A 17,787-nucleotide genomic window follows, 5' to 3' on the forward strand; every position below is an offset into this window, starting at 1 on the left:
GAAGAGCTTGGAGGGCATGCTGGTGGGCTTCCCGTATTCGGCTATTATGGGTGAGAGCAAGGGTAACGCAAAGACTGTAAGGATGCGTAAAAGCACGCATTATTCGTCGATTGTGCACCGATCATCACCGGCGTATCGTTGCGTCAAATATCACAGGCAAGACCTTTCAGGGAGGAATGCCTTTAATGTCCCGTTTGCTTATCGTAGTGGACCGCGCCAAAGACTGGGCGCCTTATTATCCCAGTGAAGATGTACTGACGTTTGATCAGTATCTCCAGTTCTCGGCACCGCCGTCCAGCCGGGTAAGAGTCATTAACCTGTGCCAGAGCGCCCGGTACCTGAGCAAGGGGTATTATTGCTCATTGCTGGCGGAAGCCCGTGGTCACCACGTGGTGCCTTCGGTTATGACGCTTAATGACCTGGGTAGGAAAGGGTTGTTTTCTCTCGAGCTGGAAGAGCTTGATGAGAGCGTTATCAACTGGCTGGAGGCGTCGGGTTCGGCAATTGATCCCGCCAGTGATGAGCGCGCAGCTACTCATGAAGTCCGGATCCGGACTTACTTTGGCCAGGCTGAGCATCCGGATCTCAAACCGGTTGCCAGGGCCCTGTTCGAGCGTTTTCCGTGCCCGATTCTCGAGGTTGTCTTCAAGCGCCGCAAGCAGTGGCAGATCGAGTCCATGAAACCGGCGGCCCCGGCGGACCTCGGCGAACAGGAGCAGGACGTATTTGCCGCCGCCCTGGATCGTTTCAGCAGCATGGTGTGGCGTAAGCCCAGAACCCGTCGACGTTACCGCTACGACCTGGCGGTTCTGGTCAATCCCGATGAGGAAATGCCGCCGAGCGACAAGGTTGCCCTGAAGCGATTCGAAAAGGCCGGTCGCAAGCTGGGTATCAATGTTGAGCAGATCACCCGCAGGGATTACATGCGCCTTCCGGAATACGATGGCCTGTTCATCCGGGAAACCACCGCCATTGACCACCATACCTACCGTTTTGCCCGCAAGGCAGCGGCGGAGGGTATGGTAGTTATTGATGATCCTGTATCGATCCTGAAGTGCACCAACAAAGTGTTTCTTGCGGATCTTCTGAAAAACAACAAGGTTCCCACACCCAAGACGCTGATCCTGTCCAAAGACCAGAAGAACGCGGTTGAACAGGTCATCAGCGAACTGGGCTTTCCCGTGGTCATCAAGATTCCGGATGGCGCATTTTCCCGGGGCGTTACCAAGGCGGAGGATGAGAAGAGCTTGCGAGCCGGTCTAAAGGACCTGTTCAAGCAGTCGGCCCTGGTGCTGGCCCAGGAATATCTGTACACCGATTACGACTGGCGCATTGGTGTACTCGGTGGTCGGGCTATCTACGCGTGCAAATACATGATGGTGAAAGGCCACTGGCAGATCTACCAGCACGGTGAATCCGAGAGTGAAAGCGGTGGCTTCGAGACCATGCCCACCTACGAGGTGCCGAGAAATGTGATTCAGGCGGCCCTGAATGCCACCAAGCTGATTGGTAACGGGCTGTACGGTGTGGATATCAAACAATCCGGAAACCGGGTTGCCGTGATTGAAGTCAACGACAATCCGAGCATTGATGCCGGTGTCGAGGATCGCTTCCTCGGGGGCGAACTCTATACCCTGATCATGCAGGAGTTTCTCTCGAGGATGGAGGAGAACCGGCGGAGGTAAAGGGTTTGGCCGGCTTCTTCAGGGGCCGGCCACCCAAACCCGGACACTGCCAAACCAGGGGTAATCCCGAAGCTGATCCCTGATGTTTGCGGAGGAGAACAGGGTTTTTTCCTCGTACTCGTCGAGAAACAGTTCCAGGTGCACCTTGTTCTTCAGGTAGTGCAGCCGCAGGCGACTGTGGTGTGGAAGTTCACCAATATGCCGGGCCAGTACAGCCCGGATGTCTTCTCGGGAAGGCAGGCGCTCAGAGGTCAGCGGCTGGTCTTCGTCGTTTTCAGCGTCGATGTGGAAATTGATGTCCCGAATGTTGTCCAGGGCGTCTCGCATGCCCGAGACCACCTGCATACCGATCTGATGTCCCTCTGAAACGCTGATTTCCGGCCGGACCACCAGGTGAATATCCAGCAGGATGTCATGGCCCATGCGACGGCTACGAAGTTCGTGGACGTTGCGCACGCCGTCTGTGTCGCGGGCAATGCTCTTGAGCATCTCTGTGTCTTCGTGAGAAAGGCCGGTATCCACAAGCTCTTTTACGCTGTCCCAGGTGAACTTCCAGCCGATGTGGATAATGATTCCGGCAATCACCACTGCGGCAAACACATCGAGCCAGATCATCCCCAGCATGGCACCTGCGGTCGAAACCAGAACGACGATTGAGGAAAACGCATCGGTTCTGCTGTGCCAGGCGTTGGCGATAATCAGATCCGAGCGAATTTTCAGGCCTACATGGCGAGTGTATCGAAAGATCCACTCCTTCCCGGCCACCGACAGGGCCGCCGCTACCAGGACCGGCCACCCGGGAACGGTATCCACGTTGCCTTCGATCAGACGAAGCGTGTTTTCCCAGGCCAGGGCAGCGCCTACCGCGATCAGAATACTACCAAGCACCAGGGTGCCGAAGGTCTCGATTCGCTGGTGACCGTAGGGGTGATCTTCATCCGGTTCCTGGCGGGAAATTTTCATGACACCGAGGACAACCAGATCCGAGGCAACGTCGGTAAAGGAGTGAATGCCATCGACCAGCAGTGCCTGGGAATGAAAAAGAGCACCTGCAATGACTTTAATGACACCGAGTACGGCATCGAGAATCATTCCAATAATGGTGACCCTTGAAGCCGCCCTCATCTCGCCCGCAAGACTGTCCCGGTTCTGTTGAGCGGAGGAAATCGGCTCTTGCATTGCAGAACTCCTGATCCGAAAACAGGTGCCAGTATAACGTTATTCTTGGAGTGTTTGGCAGTGCCGGCCCGAAAGCCGAATTTCAAGTGATTTATGCACATCATTGCAGAACGGTGACCGGGTAACATTTTGTTTAGTATTTGTCGACAGGCAAGGAAAAGATTTATAACCCATTGAAAATAAAGTTAAATTTAACTGGTCAAAAAATGATCAATCTGTAGACTGGCGCAGTTATCAAGGGATGGGAACCGTTGCCCCTCGATTTTCAACAGGGTTATCCACAGATTCCGTGGAAAAGGTCATGAGACTGCCATGATACAGTCATTTAGAGCTGATTTTTCTCTATCCCGGGAAGCTGTGGAAAACTTCCTGTATACTCCGCCCACTTGGATCAGGGGAGTTTTTTCAGATGTACGGCGTTTTCCGCAACCTGCTTTTCCGTCTTCCGGCTGAGCAGGCTCACAATATTGCATTGAGTGGTCTGGATCTTGCGCAACGATTGGGCGTTTTGAACGTTTTTTCGCCAAAAATAGATTCATTGCCAGTGAATGTTATGGGGCTGGATTTTCCGAACCCTGTCGGGCTCGCCGCAGGTCTTGATAAGAACGCCGATCATCTTGATGCACTGGGAGCCCTGGGCTTCGGATTCATTGAAGTGGGAACAGTCACGCCACTGGCGCAGCCTGGAAACCCCAAACCGAGAATGTTTCGACTGCCGGAACATCAAGCCATCATTAATCGCATGGGTTTCAATAACGAAGGGTTGGACCACTTGCTGGCGCGCGTGGACAATCGCCGGTACCGCGGGGTGTTGGGAATCAATGTTGGCAAGAACAAGGATACGCCCAACGATCAATCCGAATCGGACTACCGAAAGGGGATTTCGGCTGTCTACACCCGCGCCGATTACATTACGGTGAATGTGTCCTCGCCCAATACGCCAGGGCTACGGGATCTGCAGTTTGGGGACTCCCTGAAAGGGCTTCTGGAAGCCATCAAGGACGAGCAACTGAAGTGCGAAAAAGAACATGGGCGTTATGTGCCTGTAGCCGTAAAGATTGCTCCGGACATGGACGATGACGGTATCCGTTTTGTGGCATCTGCGCTGCGAGAGACGGGGCTGGACGGCGTGATTGCCACCAATACAACGGTCAGTCGTGATGCGGTGGCGGGTCATCCTTATGCCAATGAGGCCGGGGGGCTGAGCGGAGTGCCGGTTCGGGAAGCGTCTCTGAGGGTCATAAAGGGACTTTACGCGGAGTTGGGGGAGTCGTTGCCGATTATTGGCGTGGGCGGCATTACCGACGGCGAGAGCGCAGCAGAGAAAGTCCGGGCCGGAGCCAAACTTGTACAAATTTACACAGGGTTTATTTACCGTGGGCCTCAGCTGATAAAAGAAGCCGTTGAGGCGATCAGGCAGGTACAGTGATTGTCGGTGTCCCAGAACGAAGGTGGGCCCGCTTAGCGGGCCCGAGCGGGGAATGAACCCCGTAGCGCTTCTTCGCATGGTATGGGGCGGGAGGCCCCATTTGGGTTACTCTGGGTACTGCGTCAAGTTGTGTAGAAAAAGATCAGATTAAGATTCGGAGTTAGTTCAGGCGTTAAGCCGTCGTAACGTTAGCCAGTTTGTGGATGCCGGATACGCCGGTCATGCCCTCCCATTGATCTGTGCGGCCTTCTCGCCACCCGTTCAGCCATTCCTGGCGAACTTCCGCCTGTTCAATCGGGCAGCTGTCTTTGGATTTACCGGACACGCCAGCGAGATAACCCCGCTTGTATGCACGAGCGTACATGTCTCTTTTCTGTCTTTTCATGCCGTTCCTCACTGATGGATTAACAGAACAAGCGTGTACACACCTGCAGTGGCTGCGACAACTGTTACCCGCTCCGGGATAACCCACTATTGTCAGCTCAAGCCAGAGCAGTCAGGATCCTGTTAACGGAAGGTTTGTTACCTTCCGGAACGACGCGTCAATTACAAGGTAAGTCGAACCTTGCGCGGATGTACACTAATTATTTCATCTATGTGACGCTTTTTTTATAGTTATGTGAACTAAAAAATCACCACCAATTTCGGAACAGCCAGTATTCCGGAAACTTACCAGTCGCCGCTGATACACCAGGAGTTGAACTTGTCCAAATCTGTATTTTTCGTAACCTGCCCGAAGGGGGTGGAATACCTTCTGGCGGACGAGCTCAGCACTTTTGGCCTGGACACCGTGCGCAACGCGCCGGCGGGAGTCTGGGTGGAGGGTGCCCTGGAGGCTGGTTATCGCGCTTGCCTTTGGTCACGCCTGGCCAACCGGGTGATCCTCCATGTCGAAGAAGTGAATGCCAACAGTGGCGACGAGCTGTATGACGGCGTTGTGCACATGGATTGGCAGCAGCATATTCCGGTGAATGGAAGTTTCCGGGTCACTTTTCTCGGTCAGAACGAGGCAATCCGGAATACGCAATACGGAGCACAGCGGGTAAAAGACGGCATTGTGGACCGGTTCCAGGCCAATGGAGGCCCGAGGCCTTCCGTGGATGCCAAGAATCCCGATGTCATTATCTCCGCTCGACTGAATCGGGGGCGCCTGTCACTGGGAGTCGACCTCAGCGGCCACAGCCTCCATATGCGCGGCTACCGGACAGATAAAGGCATAGCACCACTTAAAGAAAACCTGGCGGCGGCATTACTGATGCGTGCGGGCTGGCCAGAGATTGCCTCGACCGGCGGCGATTTTCTGGACCCGATGTGTGGGTCCGGCACGCTTGTAATTGAAGCCGCGATGATGGCGCTGGATATGGCGCCGGGCCGCAAACAGGAGCAGTTTGGCTTCGAGAAATGGCCTGGCCATCAGCCGGAGCTCTGGTTGTCCTTGCGCCAGGAAGCAGAACGTCGCGCCCATGAGGGTAAACAGAAACGAATCCCCAGGCTGGCGGGCTTTGACCAGGACAGTCGGGTCATTGCGACGGCCTGGAAGAATATCCAGCGGGCCGGGCTTGAGAGTATTGTCCACGTTGAAGCTCGATCGGTTGACGCCCTGGAACCGGAGGGCGGCTGGTCCAAACATGGGTTGGTGTTGACCAATCCCCCATACGGTGAGCGCTTGAGTGAGCGCAGGGAACTGGGCGCCCTGTACCAGGCGCTGGGCGCTGCAGTGAAACGCAGCGTACCCGGCTGGCGGCTTGGTGTGTTTACCGGTGCCCCGGAATACGGCAAGTCCATCGGTTTGCGAAGCTACAAGCAATACCGGCTTTTCAACGGCAAACTGCCCGCTCAGTTGCTGTTGTTCGAAATCAATGACGCCAGCGCCATGACCCCGCGGGGCCCCGATATCCCCGGTGAGATTACTCCTCGTATTGCTAACGAGGAACGTGCGGCCATGCTTCGTAACCGGCTCAAGAAAAATATGAAGACCATTGGCCAGTGGGCGAGAAAGCAGGGCATTGGTTGCTATCGTCTTTACGATGCCGACATGCCGGAGTTCGCTCTGGCAATCGATATCTATGAGGGCCGGATACACGTGCAGGAGTACGCGGCCCCGAAATCGGTGGACGAACGTTCCGCCCGTGAACGTCTGGCCGAAGCTCTTGCAGTGATTCCCGAAGCGCTCGGCGTGGACCGGGAAGACATGGTGTGCAAGCAGCGCCAGCGCCAGACGGGCACCAGCCAGTATGAAAAGCAGGCTGCCAGTGGCGAGTTTTTCAAGGTTCACGAACATGGCTGTGTGCTGAAGGTGAACCTGAAGGATTACCTGGACACCGGTCTGTTTCTGGATCATCGGCCGGTGCGGCACTGGATTCAGCAACACGCCGCAAACCAGCGGTTTCTGAATCTGTTCTGCTATACCGGGGCGGCCACGGTGCATGCCGTGGTAGGAGGCGCCAGCCGCTCTCTCAGCCTTGATATGTCAAAAACCTATGTCGGATGGGCCGAGGAGAATCTGGCCCTGAACGGTGCGGATCCCCGGAAACATCGGGTAGAGCAGGCGGATTGCCTGGCCTGGCTTGCGGACCGAAAAACGGCGGACCAACGGTTTGATCTGATCTTCATGGATCCGCCCACATTTTCGAACTCCGCCCGAATGGCGGGCGTTCTGGATATCCAGAAGGATCATCCCACGCTGGTGAGGCAGGCCATGGCGAGGCTGAGCTCTGATGGATTGCTGATCTTTTCCAATAATTTCCGGCGATTCAAGCTCGACGAGGCGCTGGAAAGCGAGTTCGAGGTTTCCGAAGTTACCCGGGATACCCTGGACAGGGATTTCCAGCGCAATGCCCGGATCCACCGGTGCTGGCACATCCGCCACAAGGCATAAAGGAAATTGAATAGAACGGTAGGTCGGATTAGCGAAGCGTAATCCGACCTGTATTCTAGAACTCGTAGCGCAGGCCGCCGGAGAACTGGAAGGTATTCACATCCGTGGCGGTGTCTTCGAAGAGCTTTCCTCCTTCGAACACCAGGAAGGTGTCGTCCATTACTTCGAAGTCGAGGCCAGCAATCCAGCTGACGCTGAAGCCGCTGTCTGGAAATTCGCCTTCGAGGTCCAGAAAGGGGTTGTTGCGGTCATTCGCCGGGTCGCTAATCTCCCCCTCGCCATGGATATAGGAAAAGCCAAACTGTCCGTAGAGGTTGGCGTAGTCGGTAATCGGATAGTGCAGGCCGATATACCAGCTGGCGTAGTAGTCAACGCTCAGTGTGAGGTCACTATTCGGGACTTCGGCGTCTTTAAAGCCACCGCCCGCCCGCAACTCGGCGTGGAACAGGTCGGTGATATGACCACCCATCACCAGTGTTCCGCCAGTGCCCCAGGCCGTCTCCTTGGTGTTTTCACCGATGGTGCGGTGGTTGTAAGTGGTTGCCAGCAGACCGATGTAGTGTTTGTCTGCTCGAGGAGTATCCTGGGCCAGAACAGCCTGGGAGGCGAGAAACAGGGCGGGGACAAGTGGGCAGATAAGGGGCGTTCGCACAACCTTGTTCATTGTTATCGGGCTTCCTGACGTGGGCGAATACGGGCTGATTCTGCCTTGTGTAACCGTTTGTTACGTCGACCCGTGTCACACTTCCCTGTGTCTGTTCTGCACCGTTAAAGGTCTTCGTCGAACAGGCCTTCTTCCCGAGCCATTAGCAGCAGGGCATATACGCCATTTTCGGGCAGTTGAGGTTCCAGGCTTTCCTCGAACAGCAACTGGCGACGACGATCTTCCAGGGTTTCGCTGTCGAGGCCGGTAATTAGCTCACTGATGGGTGCGATCTCAAACGGGGCTTCCTGTCCCACCGCCGTGAAGATCAGGTCCACCAGAATCTCGTCCGGATCCAGGCCGTCTACGAATACGGTCTGGTCTGGCAGGTCCTGGTGCAGTTCCCGGGCCAGTTCGATGAGGGGCACGCCCTGTTCTTCCAGGTAGAGCAGGTCGATATCACCTAGGTCACCGTCTTCGGGGAGCCAGTCATCGGAAGGGGTGATCACCACGGTTTTCATCCGGCCGTCTTCCAGCGACCAGGCCATAGCGGTTGGGAAAAGCGCGTCGTCGGTCTGGCAGTATTCAATGTCGAGAAATCTCGGTGCAGGCACGTTGGGCTCCCGGTGCTGGTTAATTTGTGACCCGGTTATAGGGAATGTCCGTTGACCAGTATGAGGCTTTACGGCTTCATGCCATACTGATGGCGCAATTATCTTTTAATCAGGGACATCATGGAACACGCTGAATTTAACAAAGATTTATTGAAGTTTCTGAACACCTCTCCCACACCCTGGCACGCAGTCGACACCATGAAGCAACGGCTCAGTGCGGCCGGGTTCCAGGAACTGGATGAGCGGGAAGACTGGTCACTGGCCAAAAACCAGGGCTATTTCGTTATCCGTAACGGCTCTTCGATCGTTGCCTTCCGCACCGGCAGCAAAGACGTTGCCACCTCGGGGATCCGTATGGTGGGTGCCCATACCGATAGCCCCTGCCTGAAGGTCAAGCCCACACCTGAGCTTCGCCGCAAGGGTTTTTTCCAGCTGGGGGTCGAGGTCTACGGCGGTGTTCTGCTCAACCCCTGGTTTGATCGGGACCTTTCTCTGGCCGGTCGGGTTACGGTGTTGGACGAGGACGGCAAGGTGCGGGATACGCTGGTGGATTTTCGCAAACCCATCGCGTATATCCCCAGTCTGGCCATCCACCTCGACCGCGAAGCCAACAGCAATCGGACGGTTAATCCCCAGACCGATCTGCCACCGGTTGTGATGCAGGTTCCGGAAAGTGACACGACCAGCTTTGTCGATTTGCTGTCACAACAGGTCAGAACAGAATCCGGACTGAGTGTTCGCAAGGTTCTGGGCTACGAGCTGAGCTTTTACGATGCCCGTGAGGCGTCGTTTGTCGGTTTGCGCGATGATTTCATCGCATCCGCTCGGCTGGACAACCTGCTGAGTTGTTACATCGGCCTTCAGTCTTTGCTGAAAGCTTCCGGTGATCAGGCCGCTCTGTTGGTCTGCAATGATCACGAAGAGGTTGGCAGTATGTCGGCCGAAGGCGCCCAGGGGCCGTTCCTCATGGCGGTGCTGGATCGTTGGGCCGGCTCCGGCAAGGCCCGGGCCATTGCCCGTTCGATGATGGTGTCGGCGGATAATGCCCACGGCATTCACCCCAATTACATGGATAAACACGACGAAAATCACGGTCCGATTCTCAATCAGGGGCCGGTGATCAAGGTCAACCACAACCAGCGTTACGCCACCAACAGTCGCTCGGCGGCCGTATACCGCCACATCAGTGACGAGCTGGGTTTGCCACACCAGACGTTTGTGGTTCGAAGTGACATGGGCTGTGGCAGTACCATCGGGCCGCTCACGGCGGGTAATCTGGGAGTGACCACGCTGGACATTGGTGTACCGCAGTTCGGTATGCACTCTATTCGGGAACTGATCGGAACCGAGGATGGCTTCACGCTGTTCCGCGTGCTGACCGAATTCATGCAGCGCGAACAGATTTTCTAGGGCGGGAAACGAAAAATGCCGCTGATTCATCAGAAGCAGCGGCATTTCGAAATAAGTGGCTCCCCGAGCTGGGCTCGAACCAGCGACAAACGGATTAACAGTCCGTTGCTCTACCAACTGAGCTATCGGGGAACAGCATCAAGTGGCGCGCATATTAAGCGCTTTGATTTACGGGGTCAACCCCCTGATATGAAAGGCTAAAAATTGTACGAAAGCAGGACTCTTCACTATCGTCCGCCACCGTGGCTACGCAACGGTCACGTCCAGTCGGTCTGGCCCACGCTGTTTCGCAAAGTACCCATGGTTGATCCCGAGCCGGAAGTGATTGCGACGCCGGATGACGACGAACTGCACCTGGACTGGTACCGGCAGGGCAGCGACCGTCTGGCGATTGTTTCCCACGGGTTGGAGGGGCATAGCCGGCGTCCCTACGTGCTCGGTTTAACCCGAGCCTTGCTGCGTGAGGGATGGGATGTTCTGGCGTGGAACTTCCGCTCCTGCGGCGGCGTTATGAATCGGCAACCCAGGTTCTATCATAGCGGCGCCACCGAGGATCTCGGCCTGGTGGTCAATCACGGTTTGTCGGGTAACTACAAAACCCTGTTCCTTTCCGGGTTTAGCATGGGGGGCAATCTGACGCTGCTTTATCTGGGCGAACAGGGTGAGGGAGTCGATAGCCGGATCTGCGGCGCAGTTGCCTACTCGGTTCCCTGCGACCTGGCCGGCAGCGCCGATATGCTGGCGCTGCCCAGCCGAAAGATTTACATGCAGCGCTTTCTTCGGGATCTGAAGGTGAAAATGCAGGAGAAGGCAGAAAAGTTCCCCGACCTGATCGATGTTTCCGGGTTTGACGCGATCCGCAGTTTTCATGAGTTTGATGACCGCTACACGGCACCACTGCACGGTTTCCGCAATGCCCGGGATTACTGGGCACAGTGCTCGGCACTGGGGCGCATGCGAGATGTGAGGGTGCCGGCGCTGATGGTCAATGCCGCCGATGATCCGTTCCTGTCGCCGCAATGCTTTCCGGAGTCCCGGCGGCAGCTCGGCGCCCATGTGCGCCTTGAGGCGCCCCGCTGGGGCGGTCATGTGGGGTTTGTCGAGCATGCCAGGGACGGGTTCTACTGGTCAGAGCGCCGGGCCCTGGTGTTTCTCCGGGGATTGCACTGAGTCGGGGTTACTGAAGGATCGGTTTGATGACCGGCCAGACGTTGTCCAGCAGTTTGGCCTGGGCTTCCTCGGTAGGATGAATACCGTCGTCCTGCATCAGTCCGTCCTGGTTGTAGATGCCGTCCAGGAAGAAGGGAACCAGAGCGGTGTCGTAACGGTCTGACAGCTTCGGGTAGATTTCGGCGAACATCTCTGTGTACCGCTGTCCGTAATTGGGAGGTATCTGCATGCCCACCAGTACGGCACGCGCCCCCGAACCCTGGACTTTTTCGATCATGGAGGCGAGATTGGATTCGATAACATTGGGCGGAAAGCCGCGAAGGCCGTCGTTGCCCCCCAATTCGATGATCACCACTTCGGGCTCGTTCTCCTCAAGCAGTTCGGGCAGACGACGAGCGCCGCCATCGGTGGTCTCTCCGCTGATGCTGGCATTGACCACTTCCCATTCCGTTAGTCCCTTGTCTTCCAGGCGCTCACGTAACAACTGCACCCAGGCAGTTTCGGAGGGGACGCCATAGGCGGCACTGAGGCTGTCTCCGACAATCAGAAGCGTGCTCTGGCTCGCCGCCACGGGCAGCGCCAACAGGGTAGCTACAAGAAAAAGAATTGATCTGACGTACACCAATGCCGTATGCATAGACAACCAATACACCTTTAAGTCGTTTTCAGGACCCAGGATCGGGAGATTCCGTGAACCAGATGACCAATATTAACCCGGATAGCCAGAGCCCAATGTTACGGGTAAATAACCTGACTCACCGCGTCAGTGTTGAAACCGATACGCTCACGATCTTGCAAGGGGTCACTCTTGAAATCAATCGGGGAGAGTCCGTAGCCATTGTCGGGCGCTCAGGGTCTGGAAAAACCACACTCCTGGGTCTGTTAGCCGGCCTCGATACGCCGACTGAGGGAACGGTTGAGCTGGACGGGTCGGTGATCAGCAAGCTCAGCGAAGACGAGCGGGCAAAGCTTCGGGCCCACCGGGTTGGGTTCGTGTTCCAGTCCTTCCAGCTTTTACCTGCGCTCACCGCGCTCGAGAACGTTATGTTGCCCCTGGAGCTGGCGGGTATGAGCGCTCCGGAAAAAAGAGCACGTGAATTACTGGAACGGGTGGGCCTGGGCGAACGTCTGACCCACACTCCAAGACAGCTGTCGGGCGGTGAGCAGCAGCGGGTAGCGATTGCGCGGGCGTTCGCTTCTGAGCCGCTGATTCTGTTTGCTGATGAGCCGACCGGCAACCTGGACAACCGCACCGGCCAGGCAGTCTCCGATCTGCTCATGGCGCTCAACCGGGAGCAGGGCACAACGCTGGTAATGGTTACCCACGACGAACACCTGGCGGCGCGCTGCAATCGGCAGTTCCACATTGAAGCCGGCGTTCTTACCGAACCGAGCGCGGCTCAGGAGATGGCACACTGATGGCGGCTGCAAACAAGCTCATGTCGGTCCGCCGGGATTGGCGGGAACGGGATGTTCGTGTCGTTCTTGCCGCTCTGATCATTGCCGTTGCCACGGTTGCTACCATCGCCCTGTTTGCCAGCCAGCTGCAACGCACCCTGGTTTCCTCAGCCAGTTCGTTCCTGGCGGCGGATCGGCAGCTGGAAGCGGAAAATGGTCGACCCATTCCCGATTCATGGCTGGAGGAAGCGACTGCTCAGGGGCTGGCAACCGGTCGAATGGTGGAATTCTCCACCATGGTTTTGGGCGCTGATAATTTCCAGCTGGTGTCGGTGAAAGCCGTCAGCAACGAATATCCGCTCCGGGGGGATATCGAAATACAGCGGGACCCAACGGGGCCCAGGGAGCTGGTCAGTCAGGGGCCCGGGCCAGGAGAGGTCTGGATCAACCCGCGCCTGCTCAGACTGCTGGATCTGGAAATCGGAGAGCCCCTGGAAGTCGGGAATCTGAACCTGACCGTCTCAGGTCTCCTCATTCGCGAGCCCGACGGTGGTTTCCGGCTCTCCGCGCTGGCGCCACGGGTAATGATGCATGTGGATGATGTCTCGGCCACCGGGGTGATTCAGGAGGGCAGCCGGGTTGAGTATGTTTATCTGTTTGCCGGTGATGAAGCCTCGCTGGAGTCTTACTATCAATGGCTGGAACCCCGCATGGAGCCCAGCCATGAATGGGAGGGCGTTCGCGATGGTGAAACCTTCTCCCGCTCCCTTGAGCGTGCCGAGCGATTCCTGCTGCTCGGCGGCAGCCTTGCGGTTCTGCTTGCCGCTGTGGCGGTTGCTGTTGCAAGCCGGCAATACGCCCTGTCTCAACGCGACACCGTCGCATTACTGAAGACCCTCGGTCTGAGCGGCGCTGGTATTGGCGGCTTGTATCTCAGGCGTCTGGCACTCTGGGGCGTTACCGGCATCGTCGGTGGCCTGCTGGTGGCCATGCCGCTTTACTGGTTGCTGACTCGCATGCTGAGCGAGGTACTGGATCGCCCGGTGGATTTCCAGCTCGACCCTTCCGCCCTGGTACCCGCGCTTCTGACCGCTCTTGTTTCTCTGTTTGCCTTCGCCTATCCGCCGGTGCGTCGGCTTCGCAATGTGCCGGCCATGCGCGTACTGCGAAGCCAACCCGGTGAAACAGGTCGTGAGGCCTTGCCGGATATCCTGATCGCCATTGTGGCGGTGTTCGGACTGGTCTGGATGTACGCCGGCGAACTGGCCCTCGTGGTTTCCCTGCTCGGTGGCCTTGCCCTGCTGCTTGGCGCCCTTGGCCTGGTTGGATGGCTGCTAGTGGCCACACTGCGTAAGGTCCGTGGCGGCGGTAACGCCTGGCGTCTGGCATTGGTGGGCCTCTACCGGCATCGCAGGGCCAGTCTGTCCCAGATTGCCGTGTTTGCGATGACATTGATGCTTGCCGCCACGCTGATACTGGTGCGGACTTCATTACTGTCGGACTGGCAGGCCCAGTTGCCCGATGACGCGCCCAATCACTTCCTGATCAATATTGCGCCGGACGCGGTTGAGGACGTTGATGCGTTCTGGCAAGAGCGTGGCCAGCCCCTGGATAAACTCTACCCCATGGTTCGCGGCCGTCTGACCGAGCTCAACGGACAGCCGGTCAAGGAAACGGTCAGTAAGGATGAGAATGTAAACGCCCTTAACCGTGAACTGAACCTCACCTGGATGTCGGCTCTACCGGAAGACAACGAGGTAGTGGAGGGCACCTGGTTCGGTGAGAACCAGAAAAACGGCGTCTCGGTGGAAGCCGAACTGGCTGCACAACTCGGCCTGTCATTGGGCGACAAACTGACCTTTACCATCGGTTCCGAGAAGGTAACGGAAGCTGTCACCAGTATCCGCACGGTTCAGTGGGACAGCATGAAACCCAATTTCTACATGGCCTTCCCGCCGGAGGGCGGCCTGACAGACATGCCTGCAACCTGGATAACCAGCTTTTATCTTCCCAAGGACAGCAAGGATGCATTGAACGAGTTTTCGCGCCAGTTCCCGACCGTTTCGGTACTGGAAATTGACCACGTGATCGAGCGAATCCAGGAGATTGTCCGCCAGGTAACACAGGCGATTGAAGCCATCCTGGCGCTGATTCTTGCCGCAGCGCTTGTGGTTATGGCAGCGGTGGTCAGTGCGACGCTCCAGGACCGGCAAAGGGAAGGGGCCTTGCTACGAACTCTGGGCGGCAGGCAGAAACTGTTAGTGCGCAGCACTATGCTCGAGTTCGCGTTGCTGGGAGGCTTTGCAGGTTTATTGGGCGTGGTTGCCGCCGAGGCGGCGGTCTGGGCACTGCAGTTCCGGATGTTCGAGGGCACATTCCAATGGCACTGGCATGTGGTGCTGCCTATCCCGCTGGTTAGCGCCCTAGTTCTGGCCCTGTTTGGCCGATGGCAACTCCGGCCGGTTCTTAGCGTGTCGCCCATGCTTCTTCTAAGGCGCCTGGAGTAAGGCGCCCTGGGTAGAGCGGCGGCAGCGGTTATCGGTAGTTGGCGAGAATGGCGTCAAGTTCGCCGTTCTCTCTCATCTCCGCCAGTTCGGCATTGAATTGATTGGCGAAGGAATGCCAGTCCTTACGCAACATCAGCCGGAAGCCATAATTGCTGATGCCCTTGCTGGTTATGTCGAAGTGCTGCCTGAGGCCCTCGTTCCGCAGGATCCATTTTCCGACCAGCCGATCAGCGACAGCCGCGTCGAATCGGTCGCCGTGCAGCACGAACGTGAACATGTCCTTGTCCCTGGAAACATCGAAACGGCGAACTCGGCCCTCTTCGAAGTAAGGCTCGAGCAGCGGATACCGGTACCCGAGGTGAGTAACAATGGTTTTTGAAACCAGATCGTCTGGGCTCTCGTACGAGAAGTCCGATTGAGCAGGTGCAAAAAACACCTCTTCGATGTCCACGACAGGGTCAGTAAACAGGAACTGCTCCGGATTATCTGCCCACTCCCGGGCCCTTGGCGTGCCGTCGATGTAACCCTCAAGCAGCATCTGATCAACCCGCTTTCGCGGAATCCTTTCCGCAATAACCCTGTAGCCGAGGCGTTTGGCAACCACGGACACGACATCCCACATGATTCCTGAGGGTTGGTTCTGATCAACGATCAGATAGGGGGGATAGCCGTTGGGAGAGATGTTGAAACGGAATACACGCTCTTCCCCGGACACTTCCTCGGACGCGGATACGGAAAAAGAAGGTATTGTCAGACCAACCAGCAGGATGCCGAGAATGGCAGAGGTGAGGCAGGACACTCGGTTTTGCATGCGGAGGGGGCTCTCTACGAAACGATGCTGTAGGTGAAAAATGAACCCGGCTATCATCCCTGCCAGAAGTGGCTAATTGTCCTCTTTTGCTCAGTCCTTTTCAATGATGTGATTTCTATCTTAAGAAAAATGCTAAAGCCGGGGCCGCGTGCGGCCCCCGCTTTCCGGTTATGCCCAGGCGCGTCGCAGAACCGCGCGGGCGTCCTCCAGTGTCACTTCCTTCGGGTTGAACATGATGGAGCCATCATCCAGCGCCATTTCGGCGATGTGATCCAGCTGATCCTCGGTTACCTTGCCGGTTTCCTTCAGTGTACGTGGCAATTGGCACCGCTTGTAAAGGGCATCCCGAAGTTTGCGAATGGCGGAAATACTGGCCTCTGCCCGGCGGCTTGCAGGCGTTGCTGCGAACACTTCCGGGCCTTCCAGATACAGCAACAAGTCGCCCAGAGGATCCCGGATGGTTTCCAGGTTGTACTCCAGCACATAGGGCAGGTAAAGACTCATACACAGACCGTGGGGTAGGTGACAGATAGCGCCCGTTGCGTGTCCCAATGCGTGCACCAGGCCCACCATGGAATTTGAAAAGGCAATGCCGGCCATGGTCGACGCCTGGGCCAGCTCCAATCGGCCGTCGCTGTCTTTCGGGTTGTCCATCACATTGAGCAGGGAGTGGCTGATCTTTTTGATCGCCGCGGTGGCGTAGGCGTCGCTCAATGGGTTCTTGGCCATGCAGGTAAAGGCTTCCGTGGCATGGGTCATGGCGTCCATCGCCGTTGCCGCGGTGATGTGCGGCGGCAGGGTAAGTGTCATGCGCGGATCAATGATCGCCGCGTTAGGCAGCAGGAACGATGACGTGAAGGGCAGCTTGACGCCCTTGGTTTCATCGGTGATCACGGCAACGGAGGTGACTTCCGAACCGGTACCGGCCGTTGTGGGCACGACGAAAAAGGGCTTCAGGGGATGCTTGAGCACGCCGGCACCGCTGTACTTCGCGATATCGTCACCACCCTCGGAAACCAGAATATTGACGGCCTTGCCGGTATCAATCGCCGAACCGCCGCCGACGGCGATAATGGAGTCGCACTTTTCCTGACGGTAAATGCCGGCGATATCACGCACCACGGTGGTGGAGGAGTCTGGCGGAACATCATCATAGATAGACGTGATTTCCAGCCCGCTTTCCTCACAAGCGGCGATGACGGGTTCCAGCAGACCGGCAGCCCGTACGCCCTTGTCGGTTACGATCATCGGCCGTCTCGCAGCCATGCCTGTGAGCTCATAGGGAATGTGTTCAAGTGCGGCCTTGCCGGCAATGACTTTCACCGGGCAGAAGAACTCATAATATTTAGTGGTCATCACGCTCTCGCTGTCTCGACAAAATTGGTGGCAACTTTCAGGTAAATGCGCGCAGCACTGATCAGTTTTTCCGGCAGGTGCAGATCGGCCGGGTATTCCTTCACGGCCCGCTCGGCGATCAGTTTTGGCAGAATGAATGACTCAAGCCGGTTCAGCACCCGGGTCATGCGCACCGCATAGCTGATGTCGCCATCGACCAGCATGCGATCATTGGCGAATGCCACGGAGGTTTTCTCCTGGAAAGACAGCACCAGAAACGCATGGGCAATGTGCTTGAACTGAATTGACAGGTCGACGGGGCGGGGTGACTGGTCACCGTGGTAGCGGAATCGCCCCTGGCCGGTGTGCTCCACGATCAGCTTTGAGCCGTCTGGCATCACCATCATTTCAAACAGAAAGCCATCAGGCAGGGCCCTGGCTTCATTCTGAACCTTTTCGTCCACTTCACTCACCGCCTGCAGTGCCCGCCCCATTACCTGAAACATCAGTTCCACATACAAGCGGCGCGCCTGGAAGACCATGGGCTGGATACGTTTCGCTAACATGTCCGTCATCCAATCATTGTTGATGTGATCTGATTTTTAGAGTTATTGCTCTAAAAGTCAATGGAGGCGTTGACAGAAGATGTGCGTCAGACCGGCAATCTTGATCCCGGGCAATAAAAAGGCCGGAACCCCTCGGGACTCCGGCCTTCTAAAGTCAACGAT

Annotated in this window: 15 protein-coding genes and 1 tRNA gene; 7 read left to right on the plus strand and 9 right to left on the minus strand. The window is 56.8% G+C overall.

Going from position 1 to position 17,787, the window contains the following annotated elements; all coding sequences use genetic code 11:
- Positions 1-185: 185 nt before the first annotated feature.
- Complete coding sequence (locus SIC15_RS08230) at positions 186-1,685, plus strand: RimK family protein (RefSeq protein WP_412537424.1); 1,500 nt, start codon at positions 186-188, stop codon at positions 1,683-1,685.
- Positions 1,686-1,703: 18 nt separating this feature from the next.
- Here SIC15_RS08230 and SIC15_RS08235 read toward each other — a convergent pair whose 3' ends face one another.
- Complete coding sequence (locus SIC15_RS08235) at positions 1,704-2,864, minus strand: cation diffusion facilitator family transporter (RefSeq protein WP_069184616.1); 1,161 nt, start codon at positions 2,862-2,864, stop codon at positions 1,704-1,706.
- 409 nt (positions 2,865-3,273) lie between these two features.
- Here SIC15_RS08235 and SIC15_RS08240 point away from each other — a divergent pair, with 409 nt between their 5' ends.
- Positions 3,274-4,293 carry a quinone-dependent dihydroorotate dehydrogenase gene (locus SIC15_RS08240; protein WP_412537425.1) on the plus strand — a complete coding sequence of 340 codons (1,020 nt, stop codon included), beginning with the start codon at positions 3,274-3,276 and terminating at the stop codon, positions 4,291-4,293.
- 172 nt (positions 4,294-4,465) lie between these two features.
- Here SIC15_RS08240 and rmf read toward each other — a convergent pair whose 3' ends face one another.
- Positions 4,466-4,678, minus strand: a complete 213-nt coding sequence (gene rmf / locus SIC15_RS08245) for a ribosome modulation factor (RefSeq protein WP_069184618.1) — start codon at positions 4,676-4,678, stop codon at positions 4,466-4,468.
- Between the two features lie 318 nt (positions 4,679-4,996).
- On the opposite strand from rmf, the gene rlmKL reads away from it, so the two are divergent.
- Entirely contained in the window at positions 4,997-7,171 is a 2,175-nt protein-coding gene (gene rlmKL, locus SIC15_RS08250) for a bifunctional 23S rRNA (guanine(2069)-N(7))-methyltransferase RlmK/23S rRNA (guanine(2445)-N(2))-methyltransferase RlmL (protein WP_412537426.1), read from the plus strand.
- Positions 7,172-7,226: 55 nt separating this feature from the next.
- Here the strand turns inward: rlmKL and SIC15_RS08255 are convergent, their stop codons facing one another.
- Both SIC15_RS08255 and SIC15_RS08260 read right to left on the minus strand, forming a co-directional pair.
- Entirely contained in the window at positions 7,227-7,835 is a 609-nt protein-coding gene (locus SIC15_RS08255) for an outer membrane beta-barrel protein (protein WP_153634683.1), read from the minus strand.
- Between the two features lie 104 nt (positions 7,836-7,939).
- Entirely contained in the window at positions 7,940-8,428 is a 489-nt protein-coding gene (locus SIC15_RS08260) for a hypothetical protein (protein ID WP_136629376.1), read from the minus strand.
- Positions 8,429-8,548: 120 nt separating this feature from the next.
- Between SIC15_RS08260 and SIC15_RS08265 the strand changes: the two genes are divergently transcribed.
- A complete protein-coding gene (locus tag SIC15_RS08265) occupies positions 8,549-9,838 on the plus strand; it encodes a M18 family aminopeptidase (RefSeq protein ID WP_412537427.1) in 1,290 nt (429 codons plus the stop codon).
- Positions 9,839-9,894: 56 nt separating this feature from the next.
- Here SIC15_RS08265 and SIC15_RS08270 read toward each other — a convergent pair.
- Positions 9,895-9,970 (minus strand) — tRNA-Asn (locus tag SIC15_RS08270).
- Positions 9,971-10,042: 72 nt separating this feature from the next.
- Here SIC15_RS08270 and SIC15_RS08275 point away from each other — a divergent pair.
- Complete coding sequence (locus SIC15_RS08275; protein WP_412537428.1) at positions 10,043-11,008, plus strand: YheT family hydrolase; 966 nt, start codon at positions 10,043-10,045, stop codon at positions 11,006-11,008.
- Between the two features lie 7 nt (positions 11,009-11,015).
- Here the strand turns inward: SIC15_RS08275 and SIC15_RS08280 are convergent, their stop codons facing one another.
- Positions 11,016-11,645, minus strand: coding sequence for an arylesterase (locus SIC15_RS08280; RefSeq protein ID WP_153634680.1), 630 nt, complete (start codon positions 11,643-11,645; stop codon positions 11,016-11,018).
- Positions 11,646-11,707: 62 nt separating this feature from the next.
- On the opposite strand from SIC15_RS08280, the gene SIC15_RS08285 reads away from it, so the two are divergent.
- Complete coding sequence (locus SIC15_RS08285) at positions 11,708-12,427, plus strand: ABC transporter ATP-binding protein (protein WP_069184679.1); 720 nt, start codon at positions 11,708-11,710, stop codon at positions 12,425-12,427.
- Positions 12,427-14,913 carry an ABC transporter permease gene (locus SIC15_RS08290; RefSeq protein ID WP_412537429.1) on the plus strand — a complete coding sequence of 829 codons (2,487 nt, stop codon included), beginning with the start codon at positions 12,427-12,429 and terminating at the stop codon, positions 14,911-14,913. Before SIC15_RS08285 ends, SIC15_RS08290 begins: the two co-directional genes overlap by 1 nt.
- Before the next feature lie 28 nt (positions 14,914-14,941).
- Here the strand turns inward: SIC15_RS08290 and SIC15_RS08295 are convergent, their stop codons facing one another.
- The 3 genes from SIC15_RS08295 to SIC15_RS08305 form a co-directional block, all read right to left on the minus strand.
- Positions 14,942-15,724 carry a substrate-binding periplasmic protein gene (locus tag SIC15_RS08295; protein WP_069184626.1) on the minus strand — a complete coding sequence of 261 codons (783 nt, stop codon included), beginning with the start codon at positions 15,722-15,724 and terminating at the stop codon, positions 14,942-14,944.
- 168 nt (positions 15,725-15,892) lie between these two features.
- Positions 15,893-17,080, minus strand: a complete 1,188-nt coding sequence (locus SIC15_RS08300) for an iron-containing alcohol dehydrogenase (protein WP_069184627.1) — start codon at positions 17,078-17,080, stop codon at positions 15,893-15,895.
- Entirely contained in the window at positions 17,080-17,625 is a 546-nt protein-coding gene (locus tag SIC15_RS08305) for a hypothetical protein (protein WP_412537430.1), read from the minus strand. Before SIC15_RS08305 ends, SIC15_RS08300 begins: the two co-directional genes overlap by 1 nt.
- Positions 17,626-17,787: the final 162 nt, after the last annotated feature.

The organism is Marinobacter sp. MIT932201, assembly GCF_047123295.1.
GTDB classification, from domain to species: Bacteria; Pseudomonadota; Gammaproteobacteria; order Pseudomonadales; family Oleiphilaceae; genus Marinobacter; species Marinobacter salsuginis.

What these genes read in the sequence shown, in the direction of transcription:
- SIC15_RS08230 (WP_412537424.1), top strand. Translation starts at nt 186, where the DNA reads ATGTCCCGTTTGCTTATCGTAGTGGACCGCGCCAAAGACTGGGCGCCT.
- SIC15_RS08235 (WP_069184616.1), bottom strand. Translation starts at nt 2,864, where the DNA reads ATGCAAGAGCCGATTTCCTCCGCTCAACAGAACCGGGACAGTCTTGCG.
- SIC15_RS08240 (WP_412537425.1), top strand. Translation starts at nt 3,274, where the DNA reads ATGTACGGCGTTTTCCGCAACCTGCTTTTCCGTCTTCCGGCTGAGCAG.
- rmf (WP_069184618.1), bottom strand. Translation starts at nt 4,678, where the DNA reads ATGAAAAGACAGAAAAGAGACATGTACGCTCGTGCATACAAGCGGGGT.
- SIC15_RS08255 (WP_153634683.1), bottom strand. Translation starts at nt 7,835, where the DNA reads ATGAACAAGGTTGTGCGAACGCCCCTTATCTGCCCACTTGTCCCCGCC.
- SIC15_RS08265 (WP_412537427.1), top strand. Translation starts at nt 8,549, where the DNA reads ATGGAACACGCTGAATTTAACAAAGATTTATTGAAGTTTCTGAACACC.
- SIC15_RS08280 (WP_153634680.1), bottom strand. Translation starts at nt 11,645, where the DNA reads ATGCATACGGCATTGGTGTACGTCAGATCAATTCTTTTTCTTGTAGCT.
- SIC15_RS08285 (WP_069184679.1), top strand. Translation starts at nt 11,708, where the DNA reads ATGACCAATATTAACCCGGATAGCCAGAGCCCAATGTTACGGGTAAAT.
- SIC15_RS08290 (WP_412537429.1), top strand. Translation starts at nt 12,427, where the DNA reads ATGGCGGCTGCAAACAAGCTCATGTCGGTCCGCCGGGATTGGCGGGAA.
- SIC15_RS08295 (WP_069184626.1), bottom strand. Translation starts at nt 15,724, where the DNA reads ATGCAAAACCGAGTGTCCTGCCTCACCTCTGCCATTCTCGGCATCCTG.
- SIC15_RS08300 (WP_069184627.1), bottom strand. Translation starts at nt 17,080, where the DNA reads ATGACCACTAAATATTATGAGTTCTTCTGCCCGGTGAAAGTCATTGCC.
- SIC15_RS08305 (WP_412537430.1), bottom strand. Translation starts at nt 17,625, where the DNA reads ATGTTAGCGAAACGTATCCAGCCCATGGTCTTCCAGGCGCGCCGCTTG.